Source organism: Pseudomonas sp. FeS53a, from assembly GCF_000931385.1.
Lineage (GTDB): Bacteria > Pseudomonadota > Gammaproteobacteria > Pseudomonadales > Pseudomonadaceae > Metapseudomonas > Metapseudomonas otitidis.
This window is the reverse complement of record NZ_JYFT01000015.1, coordinates 30,570-56,793: the sequence shown is the minus strand read 5'-3', so window position 1 is coordinate 56,793 and position 26,224 is coordinate 30,570. Positions and strand designations below refer to the sequence as shown.

Sequence of the window (26,224 nt, the reverse complement as noted above, 5' to 3'; positions counted from 1 at the left end):
ATGCACACCCCGAACCACCGCCCGCTGCTGCTCGCCTGCGCCCTGTTGCTGGCAGGCGCGAGCGCCTCCGCCCTGGCGTCGCCCGGCAATGGCAACGGCAAGGGCAACAACGGTCATGGCAACGGCAACGGCCATGGCGGCCACGGCAATGCGGCCACCCAGTCGGCGGGGCCGAGCATCGACATCGGCGGCATCCGCATCGTCCTGCAGGACAACCGCGACTACTGGAGCCCCGGCGCCTCGCTGCCCCCGGGCATTCGCAAGAACCTCGCGCGGGGCAAGCCGCTGCCGCCCGGCATCGCCCGCAAGCTGGACGGCCGCCTGCTGCAGAGGCTGCCGTCCTACCCCGGCTACGACTGGGTGCAGGCCGGGACCGACCTGCTGCTGGTGGCCGTGGCCACCGGGCTCATCCAGGAAGTCCTGCACGACGTGCTGGACTGAACCGCCTCAGCAGGCCGCCAGCCGGGCGAAGCCCTCGGCCAGGTCGGTCTTGAGGTCGTCCATGTCCTCCAGGCCGATCTGCAGGCGCAGGCAGAAGCCCGGCTCCGTCCAGGCCGTGGCGGTGCGGTAGCTGCGGCAGTCGAAGGGGATCACCAGGCTCTCGTAGCCGCCCCAGGAGAAGCCCATGCTGAACACCCGCAGGTGGTCCAGCATGGCCGCCAGGCCCTCGCGGCTGTAGCGGTCCTCCAGAACGATGGAGAACAGCCCCGAAGCCCCCGTGAAGTCACGCTTCCAGTGCGCATGCCCGGGGCAGTCCTCGAAGGCCGGGTGCAGCACGCGCTTCACCTCCGGCCGGGCCTTGAGCCAGTGGGCCATTTCCAGGCCCCGGCGCTGGGCCTCTTCCAGCCGCAGCTTCAGCGTGCGCAGGCCGCGCAGCGCCAGTACGCAATCCTCGGCCCCCGGCAGCATGGACAGGCTGTCGTAGGTGGCGCGCAGGGCCGGCCAGCATTCGGCGTTGGCCGTCACCAGGCCCAGCAGCAGGTCCGAATGCCCGCCCAGGTACTTGGTGCCCGCCTCCACCGTCAGGTCGATGCCCAGGTCATGGGCCCGCAGGAACAGCGGTGTCGCCCAGGTGTTGTCGAGGAGGGTGCGCACCCCGCGCCGCCGCGCCACCTCCACCAGGGCCGGCAGGTCCGGCACTTCGAAGGTCTGCGAGCCCGGCGCTTCAAGGAACAGCGTGGTGGTCTCGGGGCGCATCAGCGCCTCGATGCCGGCGCCGATCATCGGGTCGTAGTAGGTGGTGGTGACGCCGTAGCGGGCCAGCATGTGGTTGCAGAAATGCCGGGTCGGCCGGTAGACGCTGTCCGGCACCAGGATGTGGTCACCCGCGCGGGTGGTGCTGAACAGCGCCAGGGACACCGCGCCCAGGCCCGAGGGCGAAAGCACTGTGCCAGCGGCGCCGGCCAGTTGGGTCCAGGCATCTTCCAGGTTGGCGATGGTGGGCGTGCCGGCGGTGCCGTAGGAGAAGCGCGCGCGGCGCTGCTCGATGTCGTCGAGGGTCTTGTAGATGACCGTGGAGCCCCGGTACAGCGGGCCGTTGACGAAGCCGTACTGCTCGGAAGGGTCGCGCCCGAGCATGGACAGCTGGGTGCCGATGCCGAAGGAAGGGATGTCGTCTCTGTTCATGTGCCTGCAGCCTGTCGGGGCCCGGCGCACGTGGCCGGGCAAAGGCCGCGATGCTAACCGATTCCCCCTCGCCGCCGGCAGCCCGGGCGAGCCTCAGCCCCGTGAACCACCCGGCTCGCCCCGTCGTTCGACGGTGACGGCGCTGCGCTCCATGAGCAGGCTGCCCGGTGCGGGTTCGTCGCGACGGGCCAGGCTGCCCGAGCCTTCCGGGCGGGTGCCGGGGCGTACGGCGCGTTCACAGGTGGTTCCGAACCGGTAGGCATCCGCTGCGGCGATCGGGCGTTCCATGGGTGTTCCCTCGGGTGGCGATGGAGCTTGGAAGCCCCGTGCCGCTGTGCGTTCGCCCCAGCCGCCGAACGGTCGCCAGACGCAACGAGCCCCACCGGAGTGGGGCTCGTTGGCAAGGGTTACCAGTGCGGGCCACCCCAGCGGTGAGGCGGGCCGTAGTAGCGGGGCCCGTAGTAGCGCGGCGGCGGGGCGTACACCGGCACGCTCTGGTAATACACCGGTTGTGCCGGGTAGACGTAGACCGGCGGCGGTGGCGGCGGTGCCACGTAGACGGGGGCCGGCTGCACATACACCGGAGCGGGTTGTTCCACATAGACCGGCGCCGGACGGGACGCGACGATGGCTCCGCCGACCACGGCCCCCATGACGGCGCCGACGATCGCCGGGCCGGCATCATGCCCATGGGCGGACGCCTGGCCGGCCAGTGCGGCGGCTCCCACCAACAGGGCCACCTGGGGCAAACGACGAAACATGGTTTTCCTCCTGCCCGGCGGGACAGGTGCCGGGATGCCTGTTCAGACCGCAACGGCGAAAAACGGATCGCAGCGCCCGGGTAAAGGTTGTGTAAGGACGACGAACGGCCAGGGCGATTCACCCGAACCCCCTCCCCCTCACCGGGTCACTAACAGGGAATCCCCAAGCGTTGGCCCGACGCGTCGCTGCCTCGCCGAGCGCCCCGGCCATCGAAAACCCGCCGTTCCAGGAGTGCCCCATGCCCGAAGCCTGGCTGTCCCACCTGCCCTGGCCCGAGTTGCGCCTGCTGCTCACCGTCCTCGCCGTCTTCCTCGCCCTGTCCCTGGTGTCCCGCGCTGTCCTGCGGGTGTTCGAGCGCCTGACCCGCCCCGTGCTGTTCCTGCGCGAGCTGCTGCAGCGGGTGCGCCGCCCGCTGTACCTGCTGCTGCCGCTGCTGGGGGTGCAGACGGTGCTCAGCTCCGCGCCGGACGACCTGCTGTTCATCGAGCCGCTGCGCCGCCTCACCTCCCTGGTGCTGATCGGCACCTTCACCTGGCTCGGCCTGCGCGCGGTGGACGCGGTGCAGCAGGTGATCCTGCTGCGCCACCCGGTGGACATCGCCGACAACCTGCAAGCCCGCCGCATCCAGACCCAGACCCGCGTGCTGGTACGCACCTTGAGTTTCTTCGTGGTGCTGTTCGGCGTGGCCTGCATGCTGATGACCTTCCCCACCGCCCGGCAGCTGGGCACCAGCCTGCTGGCCTCGGCCGGGGTGGCCGGGCTGGCGGTGGGTTTCGCCGCCAAGCCGGTGCTGGGCAACCTCATCGCCGGCCTGCAGATCGCCCTGACCCAGCCGATCCGCCTGGACGACGTGGTGATCGTCCAGGGCGAATGGGGGCGCATCGAGGAGATCACCGGCACCTATGTCGTGGTGCGCATCTGGGACGACCGCCGCCTGGTGGTGCCGCTGCAGTGGTTCATCGAGAACCCCTTCCAGAACTGGACCCGGGTCGGCGCCTCGATCACCGGCGCGGTGGTCATCTGGGTCGACTACGCCCTGCCCCTGGAGCCCCTGCGGCGCGAGCTGGACCGGCTCTGCGGCGAGCAGCCCAAGCTCTGGGACGGCCGCGTCAGCGTGCTGCAGGTGGTGGACGCCACCGACCGCGCCATGCAGCTGCGGGTGCTGGTCAGCTCCGCCGACTCCTCGCGCAACTGGGACCTGCGCTGCTACCTGCGGGAGAACCTCATCAGCTTCGTCAACCGCAACTACCCCGACAGCCTGCCGCGCATGCGGGCCGAACTGCGCTCGCTACAGCCACCCCAGGCCCCGGCAGTTGGCGACGGCCCCATCGCCGGGCCCGAGCGTCAGCCGCCGGTCTGATCCACCGGCTGGCGCACCGCCCAGGCCTGGTGCAGGCGCTCGTAGTAATAGGGCAGCTGCAGCAGGCCATGGCGGGCCGCCTGCTCGCGCACCGTGTTGCGCTCCCCGTCGAAATGGCGCTGCTCGCTCACCACCCAGGGCTCGCCGTCCAGGTACATGGCGCAGGCGAAGCACACCAGCCCATCCGCCTCGCCGGCCCCTTCGGCCAACCCGGTGTTGGCCAGGGCCACACCGGCACGGTCGGCGGCCTCCAGCGCCCCCAGGGCCATTTCCCGGGCGACTTCCTCGCTGGTCAGGCCGAAGCGCTCCATGGTGTCCGGCGACACCCCCAGGCAGCGCTGCTTGGCCTCGGGGGAGTACACCACGTAGCCCGCGTCCAGCACCTGCCCGCACCCGGGCACGTCCGCGAGGATCGACGTCATCAGCCCCGCCGTGCAGGACTCCGCGGTCACCAGGGTCAACTGGTACCGCTCCAGGAAGCTCACCACCTGCTCGACATGCTGCATGGCCCTTTCCTCCGTTCGCTGTTGCTAGCTATGAAGGCCGGCCCCGGGGCCGAGTTCCCCCCGCAGCGCCACCGTCCGGCGGAGGCCGCCGGGAAATAAAGTCGAAACTATCCCGCCGGGCCTCCGGTCTCGATTCATGTGGGGAGCGGACGTCTGCGTCGGGACCTTCAACTCATCTTCCAAGCGGCCGGCGGCCCGGACCGCCAGCAGTGATAGATGGCTTGCGCCCCGGCGCTCCGCCGCCCCGTTCAGGGATATTCGAAAGCGGAGGATGGTATGGGAAATGCGGTAGTGAGCCTTCAACTCGAAGGCCTGGGGTCCACCCTCGCCAGTCGGCCCCAGTTGCACGTGGAAAGCCTTGGAACCAATAGCCAGAAAAAACGAATCCTCTTCGTCACCTCGGAGTTCGCCGACCTGGTCAAGGTCGGTGGCCTGGGGGACGTTTCCGCTGCCCTGCCCCGAGCCCTCGCCTCCCGCCACGACATCCGCGTGCTGATCCCCGGCTACCGCTCGGTGCTGCACAGCGGCCACCCGATCCGGGTGATCGGCCGCCTGCCGGGGCACGCCGCCCTGCCGCCCTGCCGGGTCGGGCGCATGGACCTGCCGGACGGGCTGATCGTCTACGTGCTGATCTGCCCCGAGCTGTACGAGCGCGAAGGCACCCCCTATGGCGACGCCCATGGCCGCGACTGGGCCGACAACCACATCCGCTTCGCCCGCCTGGGCCTGGCCGCCGCCGACCTCGCCGGCGGCCAGGCCGGCCTCAGCTGGGTGCCCGAGCTGGTGCACGCCAACGACTGGCCCAGCGGCCTGGCGCCGGCCTACCTGGCCTGGCGCGGCCAGGCCACCCCCAGCGTGTTCACCATCCACAACCTGGCCTACCAGGGCCTCTGCGACCCCCACAGCGCCCCCGAGCTGGGCCTGCCGGAGCAGGCCTTCCGCCCCGAGAGCATGGAGTTCTACGGCAAGCTGTCGTTCCTCAAGGCCGGCATCGCCCACGCCCGGCACACCACTACGGTGAGCGACAACTACGCCCGCGAGATCACCACCGAGGCCTTCGGCTGCGGCCTGGAAGGCATGCTGTGCCAACGCGTCGCCGAAGGCCGCCTGAGCGGCATCACCAACGGCATCGACGAGAGCTGGGACCCGCGCAGCGACACCCACCTGGTGGAAGGCTTCGCCCCCCGCGCCTGGCAGGGCAAGCAGGCCAACCGCCGCTACGTGGAGCAGCTCTACGGCCTGGACAGCGAACCCGCCCCGCTGTTCGCCGTGGTCTCGCGCCTGGTGCAGCAGAAAGGCATCGACCTGACCCTGGAGATCGCCGACCGCATCGTCGCCCAGGGCGGCCGCCTGGCGGTGATCGGCCGTGGCGAGCCCGAACTGGAGCTGGCCATGGAGGCCCTGGCGCAGCGCCATGCCGGGCGCATCGGCGTGCGCGTCGGCTTCAACGAGACCGACGCCCGCCGCCTGTTCGCCGCCAGCGATTTCCTGCTCATGCCGTCGCGCTTCGAACCCTGCGGCCTGAGCCAGATGTACGCCCAGCGCTTCGGCTCCCTGCCCATCGCCCGCTGCACCGGCGGCCTGGCGGACACCATCGAGGACGGCGTGACCGGCTTCCTGTTCCGCGAGCCCGATGCCGCCAGCTACTGGGACGCCGTGCAGCGCGCGCTGAACGTCTACCGCCACCCTGAGCTGCTGGACGCCATGCGCTGCCAGGCCATGGCCGCGCCGCTGTTCTGGCGCGAGTCGGTGCTGCCCTACGACCAGCTCTACCAGCGGCTGATCGGCCAGCGCGTCACCCTCGCCAGCGGAGGGGCGCGCTGATGTACCCGGTCACCCGCAGCCACGGCGCCTGGCTCCAGGACGACGGCAGCACCCGCTTCGCCCTCTGGGCACCGGACGCCCGCCAGGTGGAGCTGCGCCTTGCCTCGGGCGAGACCCACCCCATGACTCCCCACGCCGACGGCTGGTACAGCGTGCAGCTGCCGGTGGGGGCTGGCACCGCCTACCGCTTCCGCATCGACGGCGAACTGGAGGTGCCCGACCCGGCCTCGCGCCGCCAGCTGGACGACGTGCACGGCGACAGCGAAGTGCAGGACCCGTCCCGCTATGCCTGGCGCTGCACCGAGTGGAACGGGCGCCCCTGGCACGAGGCGGTGATCTACGAGCTGCACGTCGGCCTGCTCGGCGGCTTCAGCCAGGTCACCGCCCTGCTGCCCGGCCTCGCCGAACTGGGGGTGACCGCCATCGAACTGATGCCCCTGGCCGAATTCCCCGGCGCGCGCAACTGGGGCTACGACGGCGTGCTGCCGTTCGCCCCGGAATCCTCCTACGGCACCCCCGACGAACTGCGCGCCCTGGTGGACCGTGCCCACGAGCTGGGCCTGATGGTGCTGGTGGACGTGGTCTACAACCACTTCGGCCCGGACGGCAACTACCTCGGCCGCTACGCCGGCGCCTTCTTCCGCGACGACCGCCACACCCCCTGGGGGCCGGCCATCGACTTCCGCCGCGTGCAGGTGCGCGACTTCTTCTGCGAGAACGCGCTGATGTGGCTGCTGGACTACCGCATGGACGGCCTGCGCCTGGATGCGGTGCACGCCATCCCCGACCGCGACTTCCTCGTCGAGCTGGCCGACCGCGTGCGCCGCGCCACCGCCGGGCGCCACGTGCACCTGGTGCTGGAGAACGAAGACAACGCCGCCAGCCTGCTGGAACAGGGCTTCGACGCCCAGTGGAACGACGACGGCCACAACGTGCTGCATGTGCTGCTCACCGGCGAGGACGAGGGCTACTACGCCGACTTCGCCCGCGAACCCACCAGCCACCTGGCCCGCTGCCTGGGCGAAGGCTTCGTCTACCAGGGCGAGACCAGCCCGCGCGGCGCCCAACGCGGCGAACCCAGCGCGCACCTGCCGCCCACCGCCTTCGTGCTGTTCCTGCAGAATCACGACCAGGTGGGCAACCGCGCCCTGGGCGAGCGCCTGGCCAGCCTGGCGGAGCCCGCCGCGCTGCGGGCCAGCATCGCCCTGCTGCTGCTCAGCCCCATGGTGCCGCTGCTGTTCATGGGCGAGGAATGGGGCTCCGAGCAGCCCTTCCTGTACTTCACCTCCCACAACGAAGCCCTCGGCCAGGCCGTGCGCGAAGGCCGCCGCGCCGAGTTCGCCGCCTTCAGCGCCTTCACCCGGCCCGAGCAGCGCGACGCCATCCCCGACCCCAACGACTTCTCCACCTTCAGCCGCTCCATGCCCGACAGCGCCGCAGCCACCGAAGCCGATGCCGAGGCCTGGCGCCGGCTCTACCAGCGCCTGTTGCAGGTGCGTCATGCCCACCTGGTGCCGCGCCTGCCGGGCAGCCAGGCCATCGGCGCGCGGGTGCTGGAGGACAAGGCCGTCTCCGCCGGCTGGCGGCTGGGCGACGGCAGCCACCTGCGCATCGACCTGAACCTCTCGGCGGTCACCGTACGCACCCCGCTGCCCCACCCCGAGGCCCGCACCCTGCATGCCGACGGCATCGACGACGCCGACTACCGCCAGGGCGTGCTGCCCCCCCACAGCATGGTGGTCACCCTGGAGGACCCGCGATGAGCGACGCCCAGCTGGAAGCCCTGGCCACGGCGGCGGGGTTCAGCGTCCACTGGACCGACGCCGACGGCCGCCCGCAACAGGTCGCTCCCGACAGCCTGCGCGCGCTGCTGGAGGCCCTCGGCTACCCGGCCCAGAGCGAGCAGCAGATCGCCGGCAGCCTGGCCCACCTGCAGGCCCGGCATGAGGCCGCCACCCTGCCCCGGCTGCTGACCCTGGACCAGGGCCAGCCCCTGGCACTCGCCGCCCATGCCCGGCCCGGCGCCGCCTTCCGCGTCCAGCTGGAAGACGGCGGCGTGGTGGATGGCCACCTGGACGACCAGGCGTGCCTGCCCGCCCTCACCGCCTGGGGCTACCACCAGCTGCACCTGGGCGACCAGGCGGTGACCCTCGCCGTCGCCCCGCCGGCCTGCCCCAGCGTCGCCCAGCTCAGCGACCACCGCCGCCGCCACATCTGGGGCCTGGCGGCCCAGCTGTACGGCCTGCGCCGCCCCGGCGACGGCGGCCTGGGGGACACCCAGGCCCTGGAAGAGCTGGTGCGCAGCGCCGCCGCCCAGGGCGCCGACGCCATCGCTCTGAGCCCGGTGCACGCCATGTTCAGCGCCGACCTGCAGCGCTACAGCCCCTATTCGCCCTCCAGCCGCCTGCTGTTCAACGTGCTGCACGCCGCGCCGGCCAGCATCCTCGGCGACCGCGCCTGGCGCGAGGCGGTCCTCGCCACCGGCCTCGGCCCCGAGCTGCAGCGCCTGGAGTCCCTGCCGCTGGTGGACTGGCCGGCCGCCTCCGCCGCCCGCCTGCAGCTGCTGCGCCAGCTCTACCAGGGTTTCGCCGCCGGGGAGAACCTGCACAGCGTCGACTTCGACAGCTTCTGCCAGCACGCCGGCGACGCCCTGTTGCAGCACTGCCGCTTCGAAGCCCTGCACGGTTTCATGAGCCGCAGCGGCCTGCCCACCGACTGGCGCACCTGGCCGGAGCCCTACCGCGACCCCACCAGCCCGGCGGTGCTGCGCTTCGCCGAAGAGCATGCCGACGAGGTGCGCTTCCACGCCTTCGCCCAGTGGCTGGTGGCGCGCGGGCTGGACCGCGCCCAGAGTGCCGCGCGCGGTGCCGGCATGGCCGTCGGGATGATCGCCGACCTGGCCGTGGGCGCCGACGGTGCCGGCAGCCAGGCCTGGGCGCGCCAGGCCGAACTGCTGCCGTCGCTGACGGTGGGCGCCCCGCCGGACATCCTCAACCGCAGCGGCCAGGCCTGGGGCATCTCCGCCTTCTCCCCCGAGGGCCTGCGCCAACAGGGCTTCCGCGCCTTCATCGAGATGCTGCGGGCCAACCTCGCCCACGCCGGCGGCCTGCGCATCGACCACGTGATGGGCCTGCAGCGCCTCTGGGTCCTACCGGAAGGCGCCGATCCCCGGCATGGCGCCTACCTCAACTACCCCCGCGAAGACCTGCTGCGCCTGCTCTGCCTGGAAGCCACCCGCCACCGCGCGCTGATCGTCGGTGAAGACCTCGGCACCGTGCCCGAGGGGCTGCGCGAAGCCCTCGGCCGGCGACTGATCCTCGGCATGCGCGTGCTGCTGTTCGAACAGGCCGACGGCCGCTTCACGCCGCCCGACGCCTGGCCGGCGGATGCCCTGGCCACCACCACCACCCACGACCTGCCGACCCTGCGCGGCTGGCTCGCCGGGCGCGACATCCACTGGCGCGAGGCCGCTGGCCAGACCCGGCCCGAGCAGGCCGAGGCCGACCGTGAGCACCGCCAGCGGGAACGCCAGGCCCTGGAAAGCGCCCTGCACGCCAGCGGCCAGCGCCACGGCCAGGCCCCCGAAGACGACCTCGATGCGGCCATCGCCTTCATCGGCCGGACACCCGCGCCCCTGGTGCTGCTGCCCCTGGAGGACGCCGTCGGCAGCGAGGAGCAACCCAACCTCCCCGGCCCCGGCGACCTGCACCCCAACTGGCGCCGGCGCTGGCCGGAGGCCGCCGCCAGCCTGCTCGAACGCCCCGAGGTGAGCGCCCGCCTGCAGCGCCTCGACCACACCCGCCGGCAACAGGAACACCCCCATGACTGAACTGCGTGCCACGCTGCGCCTGCAACTGCACGCCGGCTTCACCCTCGACGACGCCCGCGCCCAGGTGCCCTACTTCGCCCGTCTCGGCGTGAGCCACCTGTACCTGTCGCCCGTGCTCCAGGCCCGGGCCGGGTCCACCCACGGCTACGACGTGGTCGACCCCACCCGGGTCAACCCCGAGCTGGGCGGCGAGCCGGCCCTGGAGCGCCTGGTGGCCGCCCTGCGCGAGCACCACATGGGGCTCATCCTCGACCTGGTGCCCAACCACATGGCCGTGGGCGGCGGCGACAACCCCTGGTGGCTGGACGTGCTCGAATGGGGCCGCGCCAGCCCCTACGCGCAGTTCTTCGACATCCAGTGGCAATCCCACGACCCGCTGCTGCGCGGGCAGCTGCTGATCCCCTTCCTGCGCAGCGACTACGCGGAAGTCCTCGCCGCCGGCGAGGTGCGCCTGCATTACGACGGCAGCAGCGGCGCGCTCTACGCCCAGCATTTCGACCACCGCTTCCCGCTCTGGCCGGCCACCTACGGCGAGGTGCTGCGGCGCGCCGACGACCCGGCATTGCAGGCCCTGGCCGCCAGCTTCGACACCCTCGAAGGCTCCGCCGACGCCTGGCAGCGCGCCCGTGAGCTGCGCCAGGCCCTGGGCCGCGCCGCGCCGACCGGCGAGGCACTGGCGAACGCCCTGGCGGCGTTCCGGGGCGACGACCCGACGGGCTTCGAACGCCTGCACGCCCTGCTGGAGCGCCAGCACTACCGCCTGGCCAGCTGGCGCACCGCCGCCGACGACATCAACTGGCGGCGCTTCTTCGACATCAACGAGCTGGGCGGCCTGCGGGTGGAACGCCCGGAGGTGTTCGAAGCGGTGCATGCCAAGGTCTTCGAGCTGATCCAGCGCGGCCTGGTGGATGGGCTGCGCCTGGACCACGTCGACGGCCTGGCCGACCCGCGCGGCTACTGCCGCCGCCTGCGCCGCCGGGTGCAGCGGCTGGCGGCACAACGCCCGGCCGGCCTGGCGGAGCAGCCCTTCCCCATCTACGTGGAGAAGATCCTCGGCCCCGACGAGGCGCTGCCCGGCGACTGGCAGGTGGACGGCACCACCGGCTACGAATTCATGAACCAGGTGTCGCTGCTGCAACACTCGCCCCTCGGCGAACTGCAGCTGTGCGGCCTGTGGAGCGAGACCAGCGGGCGTTCGCCGCGCTTCCTCGACGAGGTCCGCGAGGCCCGTGAACTGATCCTCGGCAGCAACCTCGCCGGCGACCTGGAGAACCTCGCCCAGGCCCTGCTGCAGGTGGCGCGCAGCGACCTGGCGACCCGCGACCTGACCCTCGGCGGCATCCGCCGGGCGCTGCACGCGCTGATCGGTCAGTTCAGCGTCTACCGCACCTACGTCAACGCCTGCGGCCGCTCCACCCAGGACCAGCGACTGTTCCGCCAGGCCTTCGACGCGGCCTGCGCAGAACTGGGCGACGCCGACCGCCCGCTGCTCGACCACCTGGAGCGCTGGCTCGGCGGCGAACCGCTGCGGGCCGTGCCCCTGGCCCAGCGCCGGCTGCGCCGGCAGGTGGTGGCGCGCTTCCAGCAGCTCACCGCGCCGGCGGCGGCCAAGGCCGTGGAGGACACCGCCTGCTACCGCTCGGCGGTGCTGCTCTCGCGCAACGACGTGGGCTTCGACCCGCAACGCTTCAGCGCCCCGCTGGAGGCCTTCCACGCGGCCTGCCAGGCCCGCGCGCAGAGCTTCCCGGACAACCTGCTGACCACCGCCACCCATGACCACAAGCGCGGCGAGGACAGCCGCGCGCGCCTGGCGGTGCTCAGCGAGCGCGCTGCCTGGTTCGCCGAATGCTGCGAACAGTGGCGGCGCCTGGCCGCGCCCCTGCGCGAAGCGACCGGCCCGCTGGCCATCAGCCCCGGCGACGAGCTGGTGCTCTACCAATGCCTGCTGGGCAGTTGGCCGCTGGACCTGGCAGCCGACGACCACGCCGGCCTCGCCGCCTACCACGAGCGCCTGCTGCGCTGGCAGGAAAAGGCCCTGCGCGAAGCCAAGCTGCAGACCAGCTGGAGCGCCCCCAACGGCGACTACGAGGGCGCATGCCGCGCCTTCCTCGACAGCCTGCTGGGCAGCGATGCCACCGCCCAGCTGCGTCGCGGCATTGCCGACGCGGCCATGGCCATCGCCCCCAGCGGCGCCCTCAACGGGCTGGTGCAATGCCTGCTGCGCATGACCACGCCGGGGGTGCCGGACCTCTACCAGGGCACCGAGTTCTGGGACTTCAGCCTGGTGGACCCGGACAACCGCCGGCCGGTGGACTACGCCGCGCGCATCGACGCCCTGGGCACCCTGCGCGACCAGGCCGACCTGCTGCTGGGCTGGCGCGACGGGCGCATCAAGCAGTGGCTGATCGGCAGCGTGCTGTCGGTGCGCTACGCCCGCGCCGGGCTGTTCGCCCGGGGCGACTACCAGCCGCTGCCGGTGCACGGCGAACACGCCGAGCGGGTGATCGCCTTCGCCCGCCAGCGCGACGGCGAGTACCTGGTGGTGATCGCCCCGCGCCTGGTGGATGCCTTGCTGGAAGGCACTGAGGTGCCCCAGGTGCCGCCCCTGCGCTGGGGCGACACCCGCGTGGAGCTGCCCTTCGACCCGGCCACCGGCGCCCTCGCCGGTGTGTTCAGCCGCGAGCCGCCCCAGGTGGGTCCCGAAGGCCTGGCCCTGTCCCGGGCGCTCGCCGACTTCCCCGTCAACCTGCTGTGTTTCCGCCCCCATGCCACAGGAGTCATGCCATGAACACCGACGATCAGCGCGTCCGCGAGCTCGCCTACCAGATCTGGGAATCCGAGGGCCGTCCCCACGGCCAGGACGCTCGCCACTGGGAGATGGCGCGCAAGCTGGCCCAGCGCGAGAAGCCCCGCGACACCCCGCCGGAACCCACCTCGCGGCCGGCCAGCAAGCCTCGGGCGGTGGACACCTCCTCCGGCCCGGTCACTCCCACCCGCCGCCCTCGGGCGGCCAAGCCCGCCGCCAGCGAGGCCGAGGAAAAGCCCGCCCTGCTGAAGAAACCCCGCGCCCYACGCACCCCCAAGACACCCAAAGCCTGACCCCAGGCCGTACAGGAGCCACCATATGAGCAGGCAACGCTCACGGATCACCGAAGGCCACCCCTTTCCACTCGGCGCCACCTGGGACGGCCTGGGCGTGAATTTCGCGCTGTTCTCCGCCCACGCCACCAAGGTCGAGCTGTGCCTCTTCGACAGCAAGGGTGAGCGGGAACTGGAGCGCATCGAACTGCCCGAGTACACCGACGAGATCTGGCACGGCTACCTGCCCGACGCCCACCCGGGGCTGATCTATGGCTACCGGGTACACGGCCCCTACGAACCCGACGCCGGCCACCGCTTCAACCCCAACAAGCTGCTGGTGGACCCTTACGCCCGTCAGCTGGTGGGGCGGCTGCGCTGGTCGGAGTCGCTGTTCGGCTACACCATCGGCCACCCGGACGCCGACCTCTCCTTCGACGAGCGCGACAGCGCGCCCTTCGTGCCCAAGTCCAAGGTGCTGGACCCGGCCTTCACCTGGCCCGAGCAGAAGCCGGTGCGGGTGCCCTGGGACTCCACGGTGATCTACGAGACCCACCTGCGCGGCATCAGCATGCGCCACCCCTCGGTGCCGGAGCACCTGCGCGGCACCTTCGCCGGACTGATGAATGCCGACCTGCTGCAGCACGTGCGCTCCCTGGGCGTGAGCAGCATCGAGCTGCTGCCCATCCATGCCTTCGTCAACGACCAGCACCTGCTGGAAAAGGGCATGAACAACTACTGGGGCTACAACACCCTGGCCTTCTTCGCGCCGCACCCGGCGTACCTCGCCAGCGGCCACGTCAACGAATTCAAGGAGCTGGTGGCGCACCTGCACGACGCCGGGCTGGAGCTGATCCTCGACGTGGTCTACAACCACACCGCCGAGGGCAACGAGCTGGGCCCGACCCTGTCCATGCGCGGCATCGACAACGCCACCTACTACCGCCTCATGCCCGATGACCGGCGCTACTACATCAACGATTCCGGCACCGGCAACACCCTCGACCTGAGCCACCCCTGCGTGCTGCAGATGGTCACCGACTCCCTGCGCTACTGGGCGACGGAGATGCGCGTGGACGGCTTCCGCTTCGACCTCGCCACCATCCTCGGCCGCCACCCCCACGGCTTCGACGAGCGCCACGGCTTCCTCGTCGCCTGCCGCCAGGACCCGGTGCTGAGCAAGGTCAAGCTCATCGCCGAACCCTGGGACTGCGGCCCCGGCGGCTACCAGGTGGGCGGCTTCCCGCCGGGCTGGGTGGAGTGGAACGACCGCTTCCGCGACACCGTGCGTGCCTTCTGGCGTGGCGACCCCGGCCAGGTGGGGCACCTGGCCCGGCGGCTCACCGCCTCCGGCGACCTGTTCAACCAGCGCGGCCGGCGGCCCTTCGCCTCGGTCAACTTCATCACCGCCCACGACGGTTTCACCCTGCGCGACGTAGTCAGCTACGACCACAAGCACAACGAGGCCAACGACGAGGACAACCGCGACGGCAGCGACAACAACCTGTCCTGGAACCACGGTGCCGAAGGCCCCACGGACGACCCGGAGATCCGCGAGCTGCGCCTGCGCCAGATGCGCAACCTGATGGCCACGCTGCTGTTCTCCCAGGGCACGCCGATGCTGGTGGCCGGCGACGAGTTCGGTCGCACCCAGCACGGCAACAACAACGCCTACTGCCAGGACAACGAGATCGGCTGGGTGGACTGGGAGATGGACGACGAAGGCCGGGGCCTGCTGGACTTCACCCGGCGCCTGATCAGCCTGCGCCGCGCCTACCCGATCCTCCGCCGGGGGCGCTTCCTGGTGGGCGACTACAACGAGGAGCTGGGGGTGCGCGACGTCACCTGGCTCGCCCCCGACGGCGGGGAGATGACCCCCGAGCAATGGGACGACGGCCATACCCGCAGCCTGGGCGTGCTGCTGGACGGCCGCGCGCAGCCCACCGGCATCCGCCGCAGCGGTGCCGACGCCACGCTGCTGATCCTGCTCAACGCGCACCACGAGGGCGTGGCCTTCCAGCTTCCGGAAGTGGCCCAGGGCGTAGCCTGGGTGTGCCTGGCGGACACCGCCCGCCCGGATGAGCGGGGCCTGGCCCGGCACGAGTTCGGCGAGGAATTCGTGGTGACCGGCCGCGCCCTGGTGCTGTTCGAGCTGCGCAAGGAGGCCGACTGATGGCGGGCGGCTTCTTCCTCGACCGCCTGCGCCTTGCACTGGAACCCCTGCCGGTGGACGACACCGCCGCCCTCGGGCAGGCGCTGCGGGAGCTGGTGGCCGCCGGGCTGGACTGCCTGCCGCAACCCGGTGACGGCGCCACCCTGGACCGCTGGCGCGCCCTGGCCCGCGTCGCCGCGCGGGACCTGGGGCTGTGCAAGCTCTACGAGGGGCACACCGATGCCCTGGCCATCCTCCACGAACTGGGGGCGGACGCACCGCCGCCGGACAGCACCTGGGGCACCTGGGCCGCCGAACCGCCGGACGCCCGGGTCCACCTCAACGGCCGCACCACGTCCCAGGATGTGCGCCTGGATGGCCGCAAGGCCTGGTGTTCCGGCGCGCGGGTGCTCAGCCATGCGCTGCTCACCGCCTGGGCCGAGGACGGCAGCCAGCAACTGGTGGCCGTGGCCCTGGACCAGCCGGGCGTGGCCTTCGAGGACGGGGTCTGGCACGCCTGCGGCATGGGCACCACCGGCAGCCACAGCGTGCTCTTCGACCAGGCCCGGGGGCACTGCGTCGGCCCGGCGGACGGCTACCTGCACCGGCCGGGCTTCTGGCACGGCGGCGCCGGCATCGCCGCCTGCTGGTTCGGCGCCACCCAGGCGCTGGCCGAAGCCCTGCGCCGACGCTGCGCCGAGCAGGGCGAACCCCACGCTCTCGCCCACCTGGGTGCGGTGGACGCGCAGCTGTACGCCGCCGGCTGCGCCCTGGCCGATGCGGCAGAATGGATCGACGCCCACCCCCTGGAGGACGCCGAGCACATCGCCCGGCGCCTGCGTGCGGTGGTCGAGGCGGCCGCCGAAGCCACCCTGCTGCATGTCGGCCACGCCCTGGGCGCGGCGCCCTATTGCCTGGACCCGCACCTGTCGAGGTTGCTCGCCGACCTGCCGGTGTACCTGCGCCAGAGCCACGCCGAACGGGACCTGGCGGCATTGGGCCAACTGGCCGCCCAGGCGCCGGCCGGAGGCTGGCTGCCATGAGGGCCGACCCCGCCTGGGGCTTCGGCACGCCGCTGGCGGCCTGGCAGGCCTCGTCGCACCTGGCGCAGGTGCCCACCCTCGACGCAGCGGAAATGGTGGGCCCCGGGCAGCGCGCGGTGATCGTCGCGCCCCATCCGGATGACGAGGTGCTCGGCTGCGGCGGGCTGATTCAGCAGCTGGCGCAGCTGGGGCGCGCGTGCCAGGTGATCGCCGTGACCGATGGCGAGGCCAGTCACCCCGGCTCCCGTGCCTGGCCGCCCAACTACCTGGCCCAGGTACGCCCGGAGGAAAGCCGCGAGGCACTGCAGCGCCTGGTGCCGGACCGGGACATTCCCTGCTGGCGGGCCGGCCTGCCGGACGGCGGGATCGCTGCCGGTGAACAGGCGCTGGCCGACTGGCTCGGCCAACGCCTGCGGGCAGACGACGTGGTGTTCACCACCTGGCGCGGGGACGGCCATCCGGACCACGAGGCCTGTGGCCGGGCCACCCTGGCCGCTGCCCAGGCGGTGGGCTGCCACGTCTGCGAGTACCCGGTGTGGGCCTGGCACTGGGCCAGGCCGGAAGACCCGCGCCTGCCCTGGGAGCGGGCCCGTCGGCTGCCCCTCGATCCCTCTCAACGGGCGCGCAAGCAGCGGGCGGTGGCAGCCTTCGCCAGCCAGCTGGATGCCTCGCCGGACGGCCACGGGCCGATCCTCGACGACGCGGCCCTGGCGCGCCTGCTGCAACCCTTCGAACTGGTGTTCATATGAGCGTGGGTGATGCCTATTTCGAGGCGCTGTACCGGCGCAGCGCCGACCCCTGGGCCTTCCGCCGCCGCTGGTACGAGCGGCGCAAGCGCAACCTGGTGCTGGCGGCGCTGCCGCGCGGCTTCTACGAGCGGGTCTTCGAGCCCGGCTGCGGCAACGGCGAGCTGAGCCTGCGCCTGGCCGACCGCTGCCACGAGCTGCTGGCCTGCGACACCTCGGAACGGGCCGTGGAGCTGGCCCGGCGGCGGGTGGCGCGCAAGCCCAACGTGCGTTTCGTACAGGCGCGCCTGCCCCAGCAATGGCCACGGGGGCGCTTCGACCTGATCCTGTTCAGCGAGCTGGGCTACTACCTGGACCCGACGGACCTGCAGCGGCTGGTGAAGCAGGCGCGCGAGTCGCTGACCGAGCAGGGCACGCTGCTGGCCTGCCACTGGCGCCCCGCCATCGAGGGCTGCCCGCTGACCGGCGACGACGTCCACGGCTACCTGCGAGGCGCGCTGGACATGCCCCGGCTGCTCTATCACGAGGAGCCCGACCTGCTGATGGAGGTGTGGAGCCGCGACGCCACCACGGTGGCCCAGCGCGAAGGCCTGCGCGAGGGGCCGGCATGATCGGCGTGGTGATCCCCGTGCATGACGAAGAAGCCCACCTGGGTGCCTGCCTCGACTCCGTACTCCGCGCAGCCACGCACCCAGGGCTGGGCGGCGAGCCGGTGCGCGTGCTGGTGGTGCTGGACAGCTGCAGCGACGGCAGCGCCGCCATCGCTCATGCCTACGGGGTGGAGACGCGGGCGCTTCAGGCGCGCAACGTGGGCCGTGCGCGAGGCGAAGGCGCGAGGTCGCTGCTGGAAGCCGGCGCCCGCTGGATCGCCTGCACCGACGCCGACAGCGTGGTGGATGCCAACTGGCTGGTGGACCAGCTCGAAATGGGAGCGGAACTGGTCTGCGGCACCGTGCAGGTCGCCGACTGGGACGACCTGCCGGAGCACATCCGGGACCGCTATGAGCAGCACTACTGCGACGCCGACGATCACCGCCACGTGCACGGCGCCAACCTCGGCTTCTGCGCCCACGCCTACCTGCGCGCCGGTGGCTTTGCGCCCCTGCCGGCCCATGAGGACGTGCACCTGGTGCAGGCCTTCGCCCGGATCGGCGCGCGCATCGCCTGGAGCGCGCGGCCCCGGGTGTACACCAGTGCCCGGCTGCTGGGGCGCGCGCCGGAGGGCTTCGCCGGCTACCTGAGGGCGCTGCTGGCCTCCTCCTGAAGCGCCACCGGCGAACCCTCCACGGCCACGCAGCTGCGGTTGCGGCCCAGGCGCTTGGCCTCGTAGAGCAGCTCGTCGGAGCGGCGGTACATCAGCGCCTCACTGACAGGCAGGTGGAACAGGCAGGCACCGACGCTCACCGTCAGCACCGGGGCGGCTGCCGATCGCGCATGGGGGACTTCCAGGGCCCGCACCTGCTGGACGATCCGCAGCGCCACCGTTTCCAGATGGGCCTCTTCCACGTCGTAGAGCACCAGGGTGAACTCCTCGCCACCCAGCCGCGCGGCGATGTCCAGCGGGCGGCGGGCGAAGGCCTCCAGCACCCCGGCCACCGCGCACAGGGCGGCGTCTCCGGCCTGGTGGCCGTAGTAGTCGTTGTACTGCTTGAAGTAGTCGAGATCGATGATCAGCTGGGCCAGGCTCGCGCCCTCACGCGCGGCCAGGCCCAGCACGGTCTGCACGTGCTGGTCGAAGGCGCGGCGGTTGTGCAGGCCGGTCAGCGGGTCATGGCTGGACTGCCACTTGAGCAGCTCGCGCAGGAGGAACTGTTCGCGCTTGACCTGATCGCGGATGTAGCCGCCCGTGGCACAGGCGAGGATCGACAGCAGGAACACCAGGGACACCGAGCCGTACTGCTCGGGTGCCTCTGCGGCGTACACCGGGTAGCCCACCAGCAGCCAGAGAGCGAACAGCGCCAGGGCCACCAGCAGGCTGCGACGGAAGCTGATGCCCAGGGGGAAGAAGGCCGCCACGCCGAGCAAGGCGAAGATGCCGTCGGAGAAGTACAGGCCCTTGATGCGGTAGATGAAGATCGAGGCCATGCCACCGGCCAGCACCAATAGCAGCACCCACGAGGCGAAGCGTACCGAGTAGGCCTCGATGCCGCGCAGCAGCATCTGCAGCACCAGGCTGGTGAGCAGCAACAGGATGCCGACCCGCACCCCCGCCAGCAGTACCAGCCAGCCATCGAGGCCGGCCTGCAGGTCGAAGTGCAGCAGGTCCAGCCCCATGAACAGCGCCCACACCAGCAGCACCACCACGGCCGAGGCCTTCTGGAACGGCAGGAAATCCCGCGTCAGCGATTCGCGGTACTGCTGCTCCAGGCGGGGCGGAAAGCGCGGACGCATGAAGGTCCGGCCCTGGTGTGCCTGGTACAGCTGCTCGTTGTCCGGATCGCGCATTCCCTACTCTCCCCCCGGCGGCGCCGGTCCCCATCAGGCATGCCCGGTCTGCACCAGGTCGCAGGCCTGCTGGGCCGTCGCCACGGCGAAGTCGAGCACCGCACGCCCGCAGGCCGAGAGCGTGCGGTGGCTGGAATAGGCGGCATGCAGCGCCCGCCCGCGTACGGCGTAGTCGGGCAGGATGCGCACCAGCTGCTCCTTGCGCCATTCCGCGGCCAGGGTGGACAGCAGGGCGATGCCCGAATCGTTGATCGCCGCGTTGAGCAGGGCCGAGCCGGAGGTGGTCGCCAGCCGCCCGTTGGGGCGCAGGCGATAGGTCCGGCGGCCGCAGCTCGAATGCAACTCGCAGCTTTGGACGTTCTTCAGGTGCAGGCAGGCGTGCTCGGCCAGGTCCTCCACCCGCTCCGGCACGCCGTGCATGGCCAGGTAGCCGGGGCTGGCGTAGAGGCCCAGCTCCAGGTCGAACAGCTTGCGTACCACGTAGGCGTCGTTCTTCAGCTCACCGAGGAAGAACAGCAGGTCCAGCCCGTCCAGCACCAGGTCCGGCTCGTGGTCCGCCACCACCACGTCCAGTTCCAGCCCCGGGTGCTGGCGCAGGAGCTGGCTGAAGAAGCCGTTCTCCTGGCATTCGAAAAAGCCCGTGGGCACCTGGATGCGCACCTGGCCGACGATGCCCTGGGCGTCGTCACGCAAGGTGGCCAGGGCGTTGCCCAGGTGGTCGATGCTCGTCTTGCATTTCTGGTAGAGCCGCTCCCCATCGGCCGTGCAGCGCAGCAACCGGGTGGAGCGGAGAAAAAGGGCCGTGCCGAGACTGCGTTCCAGGCTCATCAGGCGGCGGCTGAGGGTATTGGCAGGTATCCCTAGCACCCTGCTTGCTTTTGCGAAGCTCCCTGCCCGTACGATCTGCACGAATAAAGCCAAGTCATCCAGCATCTTCACCAACTTCGAAACTCGTCGAGACTTATCCGCGTCGTGCAGTTTTCATGCTAACAGCCGTATTTTTTGCAGAGAACCTACATTTCCGGACTGCCAATCTCCATTTTTCGAATGAACTTAGCCGGCAAGTAGCGCGCTAACTGCCGTGCTTTGCGAGGTCGATTCAATGGCGCCGGACTTTTGTCAAGGAGTGCGCCAAGCCCACACGCGGCGGGGCTTTCAGCAGTTCGAGGGAAAATTTCGTATTGAGCCGGACGAAACTTGGAAGTTGGCCAAGTTGTGAGCGACGGGATTAATCCGGGGAAGTTGTCATGTGCCGCCGTTTACTGGCGAACTTGGATGTTGCGAGGCGTCGGAAAGTCGTCACATTCACAGCCATGTGAAACTTGGGCGACGGAAACAGGACGGATTCGAAGGGTAATGACGAGGCCGCCCGGCCATTGCAGCCGGGCGGCAGGTGTGTCGGTTCAGGCCGCGGCGTGGTGCAGGCGGACGTTGAACAGCGGGCCCTGGCTGTAGCGCGACAGGGTCTTGGCCAGGGCCAGTACGCCCAGGTCGATCAGCGGCTCCACCAGGATCACGCTCATGTAGGCCAGGCCGAAGGTGCTCACCGAGGCCAGGGTCTCGGCGGTGAAACCGTGGCCGTAGAAGGCCCAGAAGGCCACCCAGGCGACGATGCCGCCCTGGTAGGCGGTGGACAGTGCCAGGGCCTGGCTGTAGCGGGTTTCCACGTAGGCGGTGCGGGCCGGGATGATGCGGTTGGCCAGCAGGCTGATGCCCCACAGCGGCACCAGCAGGGTGGTGACGTTCATGCCGTACTGCGGCAGGTCGAAGGGGGCGAAGAACAGGCCCTGGACCAGCAGCCCGGCGGCCAGGCCGATGGCGGCCGCGCCCGCGCCGAACATCAGCAGCAGGGTCGAGCCGAGGATCAGGTGGACCTCGGAGACCCCCACCGCGTGGTGCGGGAACACCTCGAAGAAGCAGAACACCAGGGCCGTGGCGATCAGGCTGCGCAGGGCCAGGGCACTGATGCCGCCGTTGGTGCGGATGCTGTCGTAGGCCATCTTGGCGGTCAGGCCGAAGGCGGTGACGGCGGTGCCATAGCTGAGCAGGAGCTTGGCGCCTTCGACGACGCCGGGTTCGATATGCATGTGCGGTTCCTTGCCGCGCCCACCGCGCGGTGACCAGTTCTAGGGGTCGGGCCTCGTGCCCGTTACGGATGGCAGGTCTCCTGGCTCGCAGGTCAATGCTTCACCCACCTTCCCGGCCGGGGCCAGTGGTGCTTCGGGTTTCGCTCGCTGCTTACAGTTGCGGGGGCAGCCATGGCCTGGGCGTTGCGCCGCACCATGTTCCCTGTTGCTCCGGGCGGTTGCCCGGAAACCATCGGCGGCCATCTTACTGGCGGGCCTGCGGGCGGCAAAGGCAAATTTTTGCGCCCCCGCGAGCGCCCCGTGCGCCTCCCTGCCTGCGACAGTCCGCCACAGTCGACTTTCCCCTGCCAGCCAGGCGCCACCCGCAGGCCACCGGGCGCCCGGGGTGTGGCAGCTCGTCGCAGTCGGGCCGCATCGGGGGGCCTTGCTAGCATCCGTCCCGCAGCGCCCCAGAGGCCTGCCAAGTGCATGCGGGCGCCATGAGGCGCCCGGTAGTCATCCAGGGATCGGACAGCTCGGCACCATGCGGCTCAAGTCGTTCCCGGAACCACTCGACAACAACAGGGACCGACGCCCATGGCCGTGATGCCATCCCCTTCGTTCTGGCGCTCCGCCTTCCTCCCCTCGCCCGCCACGGCCTGGCCGCTGCTGCTCTTGCTCTGCGCCGCCGCCCAGGCCCAGGAAGACGACAAGACCCTGGTGCTGGACAGCACCACCGTCACCGCCACCCGCAGCGCCAACAGCAGCTTCGACCTGCCGGCCTCGGTGTCCACGGTGGACCGCAAGGCCCTCGACGATACCCAGGCCGACAGCCTGTCCAGCGTGCTGCGCAGCCTGCCCAACGTGAACTTCGGCGGCGGCCCCCGCCCTGCGGCACAGATCCCCGCCATCCGTGGCCTGCAGGGGCCACGCATCATCCTCACGGTGGACGGTGCGCGGCGTAACAACGAGGGCGGCGTGAACAGCCCGCTGCTGCTCGACCCCGACTTCATCCGCCAGGTGGACGTGGTGCGCGGCCCCATGTCGGCGGCCTATGGCAGCGGCGGCCTGGGCGGCGTGATGGCCTTCGAAACCCTGGCAGCGGAAGACTACGTCGACCCCGAGCGCGGCTACGGCGGCCAGGCCAAGGTGGGTTACCGCAGCGGCAACGAGGCCTTCTCCACCCACCTCACCGCCGCAGCGATGAACGACCAGGCCGACGTGCTGGCCAGTGCCACCTACCGCAACTACGGCGCCATTCACACCGGCAAGGGCGGCGCGGATTCGGAGTACCCCAACGACGGCGACCTGGGCGCCAGCCTGCTCAAGGCCGGCCTCAACCTGGGCGAACTGAACCGGGTGGAGCTGAGCCGCCAGACCTTCGACGACGACTTCACCGGCCCCACCAACCCCGGCGGCAACCTGGTGTTCCCCTTCGATCAGGACACCCGCCGCCGGCAGGAGCAGTACACCGGCAACTGGTCGTTCCACGACACCGACCGCAGCTGGCTGGACGGCAAGCTGAGCCTCTACCGCACCCGCTTCAGCCTCGCCGGCCACAGCCGCTCGACACCGCCCCAGGCCGACACCTCGGCCATGACCCGTACCGACGGCGGCAGCCTGCAGAACACCAGCACCTTCGAGGTGGGCGAGCACGACCGGCAGCGCCTCACCTACGGCGTGGACTACTACAAGGACACCGCCGAGAACACCTCCAACGGCCAGGGCAATTCGGTGCTGCCCGACGGCGAGCTGCGCGCCCTTGGCGGCTTCATCCAGAGCGAACAGACCTTCGACCGCTGGACCCTGATCGCCGCGTTGCGCCACGACGACTACAAGCTGTCCTCCCCCGGCCAGGGCGACGCCCGCCACAGCCGCCTCTCGCCGAAGATCGCCCTGAAGTACCAGCCCATCGACCCCCTGGGGCTGTTCGTCAGCTACGGCGAAGCCTTCCGCGCGCCGACCATGACCGAGATGTACGGCAACCTGGACACGCGCCGGGCGCTGTTCAACTTCCGCCCCAACCCGGGCCTGGAACCGGAGACCAGCAAGACCTGGGAAGCCGGCTTCACCCTGGACTTCAGCGACCTGCTGGCCAGCGGCGACCAGTTCCGCCTCAAGGCCACCGGCTTCGACGAGGATGTCTACGACCTGATCGACTCCCAGGTGGTCGGCACCTATGTGCGCCAGGCGCCCTTCGCCGGCGTCGGCCAGGTCTTCCAGCGGCGCAACGTGGCCCGGGCCGAACGCCGGAGTGGCGAGATCGAGGCGGCCTACGAGCTGGACCGCCTGAGCGTCGGCCTGGGGTACTCGCAGCTGCGCTCGCGCAACGCCCAGACCGGCGCCGACCTCTACGCCCCGCCGGACAAGCTGGCCCTGACCCTGGGCTACCGCCTCGACGAGCAGTGGTCGGTCAACTACCGCGGGCAGTTCGTCAAGGCCCAGGACTACGACGACACCCTGCTGCGCCGCCGCGACGGCTACGCCCTGCACGACATCGGCCTGACCTGGGAGCGCGACCCGTACCGCGTCGACCTGGGAGTGACCAACCTGTTCGACCAGGCCTACGCCACCTACCAGCAGACCCAGGCCAACACCTTCAGCTACGAGGAAGGCCGCAGCGTCAACCTCACCCTCAGCTCGCGTTTCTGAGAGACCGCCCATGCACGCCCATCGCCTTCCCCTTCTGCTCGGCACGGCCCTGCTCTCGGCATGCGCCGCCCAGGCCCCCAGCGGCCCGCAGCCGGTGGTGATCGACTTCGCCCTACTGGCCAACGGACACCCCGCCCGCTGCGGTGCGCCCCTGGGCCCGCTGGGCGCCGATGCCCGCTCCTCGACCCTGCGCGATGCACGGTTCTACGTGCAGGACGTGGCGCTGGTCCGCGCCGACGGCCAGGCCGTGCCCCTGGTGCTCGACCACGACGACTGGCAGGACGGCCAGGTCGCCCTGCTGGACTTCGAGGACGCCACCGGCACCTGCCAGGGCGGCACCCCGGCCACCCGCACCCAGGTGCGCGGCCAGGCACCGGCCGGTGACTACGTCGGCCTGCGCTTCAGCCTCGGCGTGCCCGAGGCCCTCAACCACACCAGCACCGAACTCCAGGGCCCGCCCCTGGACATCGCCGCCATGGGCTGGAGCTGGCAGGCCGGGCGCAAGTTCGCCAAGCTCGAGGTCAACCCGGAGGGCGGCGTGGCCAAGGCCGATGGCGCCCGCGCCCCCAGCTGGTACCTGCACCTGGGCTCAACCGGCTGCAGCGGCAACCCACTCACCGGCGAAACGGTGGCCTGCCTGCGGGCCAACCGGGTGCCCGTCACCCTGCGCGGTTTCGACCCCCGGCGCGATGCCGTGGCGCTGGACCTGTCCAGCCTGCTGGCCGGCAGCCAGCTCGGCCGTGACCAGGGCGGCGCAGTGGGCTGCATGAGCGGCCCGGACGACCCCGAATGCCCGGCAGTGTTCGCCCGCCTCGGCCTGGACCTGGCCAGCGGCCAGCCGCTGCCGGATGGCCAGGTTCCGGCCTTGCGCGTCGTGCCCCGGCCATGACGCGGCGCATCGGCCGACTCGCCGCACTGCTGGCCGGCCTCGGGCTGGTCGGCAGCGCCCTGGCGCAGGACTGGGCCTGGCCACTGCCCAGCCACGTACCCGCGCCCCGCGTACCGGCAGACAACCCCATGAGCGCCGCCAAGGTGGAGCTGGGCCGCCGGCTGTTCTACGACCCGCGCCTCTCCGGCAACGGCACCCTCGCCTGCGCCGGCTGCCACCTGCAGGCCAAGGCCTTCAGCGACCGCACGCCGCGCTCCACCGGCAGCGCCGGCGCCCTCACCCACCGCAACGCACCGGGCCTGGCCAACGTGGCCTGGAACGCCACCTACAACTGGGCCAACCCGGCCGTGGTGTCCCTGGAGCGGCAGATGGAAGGCCCGCTGTTCGGCGACGACCCGGTGGAGATGGGGGTGAACGACGGCAACCGCGCCACCATCCTCCAGCGCCTGCGGAACGAGCCGCTGTACCCGCCGCTGTTCGCCCAGGCGTTCCCCGAAAACCCCGAGCCCATCAGCATGGCCTCGGTGATCCGCGCCATCGCCGCCTTCGAGCGCACCCTGCTGGCGGTGGACAGCCGCTACGACCGCTACCTGCAAGGCCGCCTGCAACTGACGGCCGCGGAAAAGCGCGGCATGGAGCTGTTCTTCGGCGAACGCGCCGAATGCCACCACTGCCACGGCAGCTTCAACTTCAACGACCAGGTGGTGCATGCCCGCACCCGCGAGGTGGAAACGCCCTTCCACAACACCGGGCTCTACAACCTGGACGACCAGGGCACCTACCCCTTCCCCAACCGGGGCGTGTTCGAGCTGACCGCCCAGGCCCAGGACATGGGCGCCTTCCGCGCCCCCAGCCTGCGCAACGTGGCACTGACCGCGCCCTACTTCCACGACGGCAGCGCCGCCACCCTGCGCGAGGTGCTGCGCATCTACTCGGCCGGCGGCCGCGACATTCCCGAGGGGCCACTGAAGGGCGATGGCCGGCGCAACCCGCACAAGAGCGGGCTGATCGCCCGCATCGACCTCAGCGAGGCCGAGCTGGACGACCTCGAAGCCTTCCTCGGCAGCCTCACCGACCTGAGCCTGCCCCATGACCCCCGCTACGCCGACCCCTGGCCGGCGGGCTACCGGTTCCAACCCACCCACACCCAGGAGGCTGCGCACCGAGAAACCGCCCACCGTTCCACCTCACAACCCTGACGGCGCTGCCGTCGAACGACGTTCCTTTCATTGCTGATCCACAAGGA

At 71.1% G+C, this 26,224-nt stretch carries 22 protein-coding genes and 1 riboswitch; of the genes, 15 read left to right on the top strand and 7 right to left on the bottom strand.

Going from position 1 to position 26,224, the window contains the following annotated elements; all coding sequences use genetic code 11:
• Window positions 1–441: an anti-virulence regulator CigR family protein gene (locus SZ55_RS05740; protein ID WP_044402722.1), complete on the top strand. Its 441-nt coding sequence runs from the start codon at window positions 1–3 to the stop codon at window positions 439–441.
• Window positions 442–447: 6 nt separating this feature from the next.
• Here SZ55_RS05740 and metC read toward each other — a convergent pair whose 3' ends face one another.
• The 3 genes from metC to SZ55_RS05725 form a co-directional block, all read right to left on the bottom strand.
• A complete protein-coding gene (gene metC, locus SZ55_RS05735) occupies window positions 448–1,626 on the bottom strand; it encodes a cystathionine beta-lyase (protein WP_044402719.1) in 1,179 nt (392 codons plus the stop codon).
• 93 nt (window positions 1,627–1,719) lie between these two features.
• Complete coding sequence (locus SZ55_RS05730) at window positions 1,720–1,914, bottom strand: hypothetical protein (RefSeq protein WP_044402716.1); 195 nt, start codon at window positions 1,912–1,914, stop codon at window positions 1,720–1,722.
• 119 nt (window positions 1,915–2,033) lie between these two features.
• Window positions 2,034–2,387, bottom strand: coding sequence for a hypothetical protein (locus SZ55_RS05725; RefSeq protein ID WP_044402713.1), 354 nt, complete (start codon window positions 2,385–2,387; stop codon window positions 2,034–2,036).
• 239 nt (window positions 2,388–2,626) lie between these two features.
• Between SZ55_RS05725 and SZ55_RS05720 the strand changes: the two genes are divergently transcribed.
• Complete coding sequence (locus SZ55_RS05720; protein WP_044402710.1) at window positions 2,627–3,748, top strand: mechanosensitive ion channel family protein; 1,122 nt, start codon at window positions 2,627–2,629, stop codon at window positions 3,746–3,748.
• Here the strand turns inward: SZ55_RS05720 and SZ55_RS05715 are convergent.
• Window positions 3,733–4,254 carry a CinA family protein gene (locus SZ55_RS05715; protein ID WP_044402706.1) on the bottom strand — a complete coding sequence of 174 codons (522 nt, stop codon included), beginning with the start codon at window positions 4,252–4,254 and terminating at the stop codon, window positions 3,733–3,735. The two genes, SZ55_RS05720 and SZ55_RS05715, sit on opposite strands and share 16 nt — an antisense overlap.
• 276 nt (window positions 4,255–4,530) lie before the next feature.
• Here SZ55_RS05715 and glgA point away from each other — a divergent pair, with 276 nt between their 5' ends.
• The 10 genes from glgA to SZ55_RS05665 are packed head-to-tail and all read left to right on the top strand — an operon-like array spanning window position 4,531 to window position 18,190.
• The gene (gene glgA / locus SZ55_RS05710) at window positions 4,531–6,078 is read left to right on the top strand and encodes a glycogen synthase GlgA (RefSeq protein ID WP_044402703.1); all 1,548 of its coding nucleotides are present in this window, start codon (window positions 4,531–4,533) and stop codon (window positions 6,076–6,078) included.
• On the top strand, window positions 6,078–7,841 hold the full coding sequence (treZ, locus tag SZ55_RS05705; protein WP_044402700.1) for a malto-oligosyltrehalose trehalohydrolase: 1,764 nt from the start codon (window positions 6,078–6,080) through the stop codon (window positions 7,839–7,841). Before glgA ends, treZ begins: the two co-directional genes overlap by 1 nt.
• Window positions 7,838–9,907, top strand: coding sequence for a 4-alpha-glucanotransferase (gene malQ / locus SZ55_RS05700; RefSeq protein WP_044402697.1), 2,070 nt, complete (start codon window positions 7,838–7,840; stop codon window positions 9,905–9,907). Before treZ ends, malQ begins: the two co-directional genes overlap by 4 nt.
• A complete protein-coding gene (locus SZ55_RS05695; RefSeq protein WP_044402694.1) occupies window positions 9,900–12,695 on the top strand; it encodes a malto-oligosyltrehalose synthase in 2,796 nt (931 codons plus the stop codon). The genes malQ and SZ55_RS05695 overlap by 8 nt, the downstream gene beginning before the upstream one ends.
• Entirely contained in the window at window positions 12,692–13,006 is a 315-nt protein-coding gene (locus SZ55_RS05690; protein WP_044402691.1) for a DUF2934 domain-containing protein, read from the top strand. The genes SZ55_RS05695 and SZ55_RS05690 overlap by 4 nt, the downstream gene beginning before the upstream one ends.
• A 25-nt stretch (window positions 13,007–13,031) precedes the next feature.
• Window positions 13,032–15,158: a glycogen debranching protein GlgX gene (gene glgX / locus SZ55_RS05685; protein ID WP_044402688.1), complete on the top strand. Its 2,127-nt coding sequence runs from the start codon at window positions 13,032–13,034 to the stop codon at window positions 15,156–15,158.
• Window positions 15,158–16,180: an acyl-CoA dehydrogenase gene (locus tag SZ55_RS27885; RefSeq protein ID WP_044402685.1), complete on the top strand. Its 1,023-nt coding sequence runs from the start codon at window positions 15,158–15,160 to the stop codon at window positions 16,178–16,180. The genes glgX and SZ55_RS27885 overlap by 1 nt, the downstream gene beginning before the upstream one ends.
• Window positions 16,177–16,929 (top strand): PIG-L deacetylase family protein, encoded by a 753-nt coding sequence (locus SZ55_RS27880; RefSeq protein ID WP_044402682.1) that lies wholly within the window; start codon window positions 16,177–16,179, stop codon window positions 16,927–16,929. The genes SZ55_RS27885 and SZ55_RS27880 overlap by 4 nt, the downstream gene beginning before the upstream one ends.
• Complete coding sequence (locus tag SZ55_RS05670) at window positions 16,926–17,537, top strand: class I SAM-dependent methyltransferase (RefSeq protein ID WP_044402679.1); 612 nt, start codon at window positions 16,926–16,928, stop codon at window positions 17,535–17,537. The genes SZ55_RS27880 and SZ55_RS05670 overlap by 4 nt, the downstream gene beginning before the upstream one ends.
• Window positions 17,534–18,190, top strand: coding sequence for a glycosyltransferase (locus SZ55_RS05665; RefSeq protein ID WP_044402675.1), 657 nt, complete (start codon window positions 17,534–17,536; stop codon window positions 18,188–18,190). Before SZ55_RS05670 ends, SZ55_RS05665 begins: the two co-directional genes overlap by 4 nt.
• On the opposite strand, the gene SZ55_RS05660 is transcribed toward SZ55_RS05665, so the two are convergent.
• The 3 genes from SZ55_RS05660 to SZ55_RS05650 all read right to left on the bottom strand — a co-directional run bounded on the left by SZ55_RS05660 (window position 18,160) and on the right by SZ55_RS05650 (window position 21,458).
• Complete coding sequence (locus SZ55_RS05660; protein WP_052807534.1) at window positions 18,160–19,371, bottom strand: GGDEF domain-containing protein; 1,212 nt, start codon at window positions 19,369–19,371, stop codon at window positions 18,160–18,162. The two genes, SZ55_RS05665 and SZ55_RS05660, sit on opposite strands and share 31 nt — an antisense overlap.
• 33 nt (window positions 19,372–19,404) lie before the next feature.
• Window positions 19,405–20,304, bottom strand: a complete 900-nt coding sequence (locus SZ55_RS05655; protein ID WP_044403180.1) for a LysR family transcriptional regulator — start codon at window positions 20,302–20,304, stop codon at window positions 19,405–19,407.
• A 470-nt stretch (window positions 20,305–20,774) separates the two neighbouring features.
• Window positions 20,775–21,458 (bottom strand): energy-coupling factor ABC transporter permease, encoded by a 684-nt coding sequence (locus tag SZ55_RS05650; protein WP_044402672.1) that lies wholly within the window; start codon window positions 21,456–21,458, stop codon window positions 20,775–20,777.
• Between the two features lie 53 nt (window positions 21,459–21,511).
• Window positions 21,512–21,707: riboswitch (cobalamin riboswitch) on the bottom strand.
• Window positions 21,708–22,034: 327 nt separating this feature from the next.
• Between SZ55_RS05650 and SZ55_RS05645 the strand changes: the two genes are divergently transcribed.
• From SZ55_RS05645 to SZ55_RS05635, 3 genes are read left to right on the top strand one after another with little or no spacing between them, the layout of a single operon-like run.
• Window positions 22,035–24,089 carry a TonB-dependent hemoglobin/transferrin/lactoferrin family receptor gene (locus SZ55_RS05645; RefSeq protein ID WP_052807532.1) on the top strand — a complete coding sequence of 685 codons (2,055 nt, stop codon included), beginning with the start codon at window positions 22,035–22,037 and terminating at the stop codon, window positions 24,087–24,089.
• Window positions 24,090–24,099: 10 nt separating this feature from the next.
• Entirely contained in the window at window positions 24,100–24,978 is an 879-nt protein-coding gene (locus SZ55_RS05640; protein WP_044402670.1) for an MbnP family copper-binding protein, read from the top strand.
• Window positions 24,975–26,177: a methanobactin export MATE transporter MbnM gene (locus SZ55_RS05635; protein WP_082078150.1), complete on the top strand. Its 1,203-nt coding sequence runs from the start codon at window positions 24,975–24,977 to the stop codon at window positions 26,175–26,177. The genes SZ55_RS05640 and SZ55_RS05635 overlap by 4 nt, the downstream gene beginning before the upstream one ends.
• Window positions 26,178–26,224: the final 47 nt, after the last annotated feature.

Coding starts and splice junctions, on each gene's coding strand:
- SZ55_RS05740 (WP_044402722.1), top strand. CDS start 1: ATGCACACCCCGAACCACCGCCCGCTGCTGCTCGCCTGCGCCCTGTTG.
- metC (WP_044402719.1), bottom strand. CDS start 1,626: ATGAACAGAGACGACATCCCTTCCTTCGGCATCGGCACCCAGCTGTCC.
- SZ55_RS05730 (WP_044402716.1), bottom strand. CDS start 1,914: ATGGAACGCCCGATCGCCGCAGCGGATGCCTACCGGTTCGGAACCACC.
- SZ55_RS05725 (WP_044402713.1), bottom strand. CDS start 2,387: ATGTTTCGTCGTTTGCCCCAGGTGGCCCTGTTGGTGGGAGCCGCCGCA.
- SZ55_RS05720 (WP_044402710.1), top strand. CDS start 2,627: ATGCCCGAAGCCTGGCTGTCCCACCTGCCCTGGCCCGAGTTGCGCCTG.
- SZ55_RS05715 (WP_044402706.1), bottom strand. CDS start 4,254: ATGCAGCATGTCGAGCAGGTGGTGAGCTTCCTGGAGCGGTACCAGTTG.
- glgA (WP_044402703.1), top strand. CDS start 4,531: ATGGGAAATGCGGTAGTGAGCCTTCAACTCGAAGGCCTGGGGTCCACC.
- treZ (WP_044402700.1), top strand. CDS start 6,078: ATGTACCCGGTCACCCGCAGCCACGGCGCCTGGCTCCAGGACGACGGC.
- malQ (WP_044402697.1), top strand. CDS start 7,838: ATGAGCGACGCCCAGCTGGAAGCCCTGGCCACGGCGGCGGGGTTCAGC.
- SZ55_RS05695 (WP_044402694.1), top strand. CDS start 9,900: ATGACTGAACTGCGTGCCACGCTGCGCCTGCAACTGCACGCCGGCTTC.
- glgX (WP_044402688.1), top strand. CDS start 13,032: ATGAGCAGGCAACGCTCACGGATCACCGAAGGCCACCCCTTTCCACTC.
- SZ55_RS27885 (WP_044402685.1), top strand. CDS start 15,158: ATGGCGGGCGGCTTCTTCCTCGACCGCCTGCGCCTTGCACTGGAACCC.
- SZ55_RS27880 (WP_044402682.1), top strand. CDS start 16,177: ATGAGGGCCGACCCCGCCTGGGGCTTCGGCACGCCGCTGGCGGCCTGG.
- SZ55_RS05670 (WP_044402679.1), top strand. CDS start 16,926: ATGAGCGTGGGTGATGCCTATTTCGAGGCGCTGTACCGGCGCAGCGCC.
- SZ55_RS05665 (WP_044402675.1), top strand. CDS start 17,534: ATGATCGGCGTGGTGATCCCCGTGCATGACGAAGAAGCCCACCTGGGT.
- SZ55_RS05660 (WP_052807534.1), bottom strand. CDS start 19,371: ATGCGCGATCCGGACAACGAGCAGCTGTACCAGGCACACCAGGGCCGG.
- SZ55_RS05655 (WP_044403180.1), bottom strand. CDS start 20,304: ATGCTGGATGACTTGGCTTTATTCGTGCAGATCGTACGGGCAGGGAGC.
- SZ55_RS05650 (WP_044402672.1), bottom strand. CDS start 21,458: ATGCATATCGAACCCGGCGTCGTCGAAGGCGCCAAGCTCCTGCTCAGC.
- SZ55_RS05645 (WP_052807532.1), top strand. CDS start 22,035: ATGGCCGTGATGCCATCCCCTTCGTTCTGGCGCTCCGCCTTCCTCCCC.
- SZ55_RS05640 (WP_044402670.1), top strand. CDS start 24,100: ATGCACGCCCATCGCCTTCCCCTTCTGCTCGGCACGGCCCTGCTCTCG.
- SZ55_RS05635 (WP_082078150.1), top strand. CDS start 24,975: ATGACGCGGCGCATCGGCCGACTCGCCGCACTGCTGGCCGGCCTCGGG.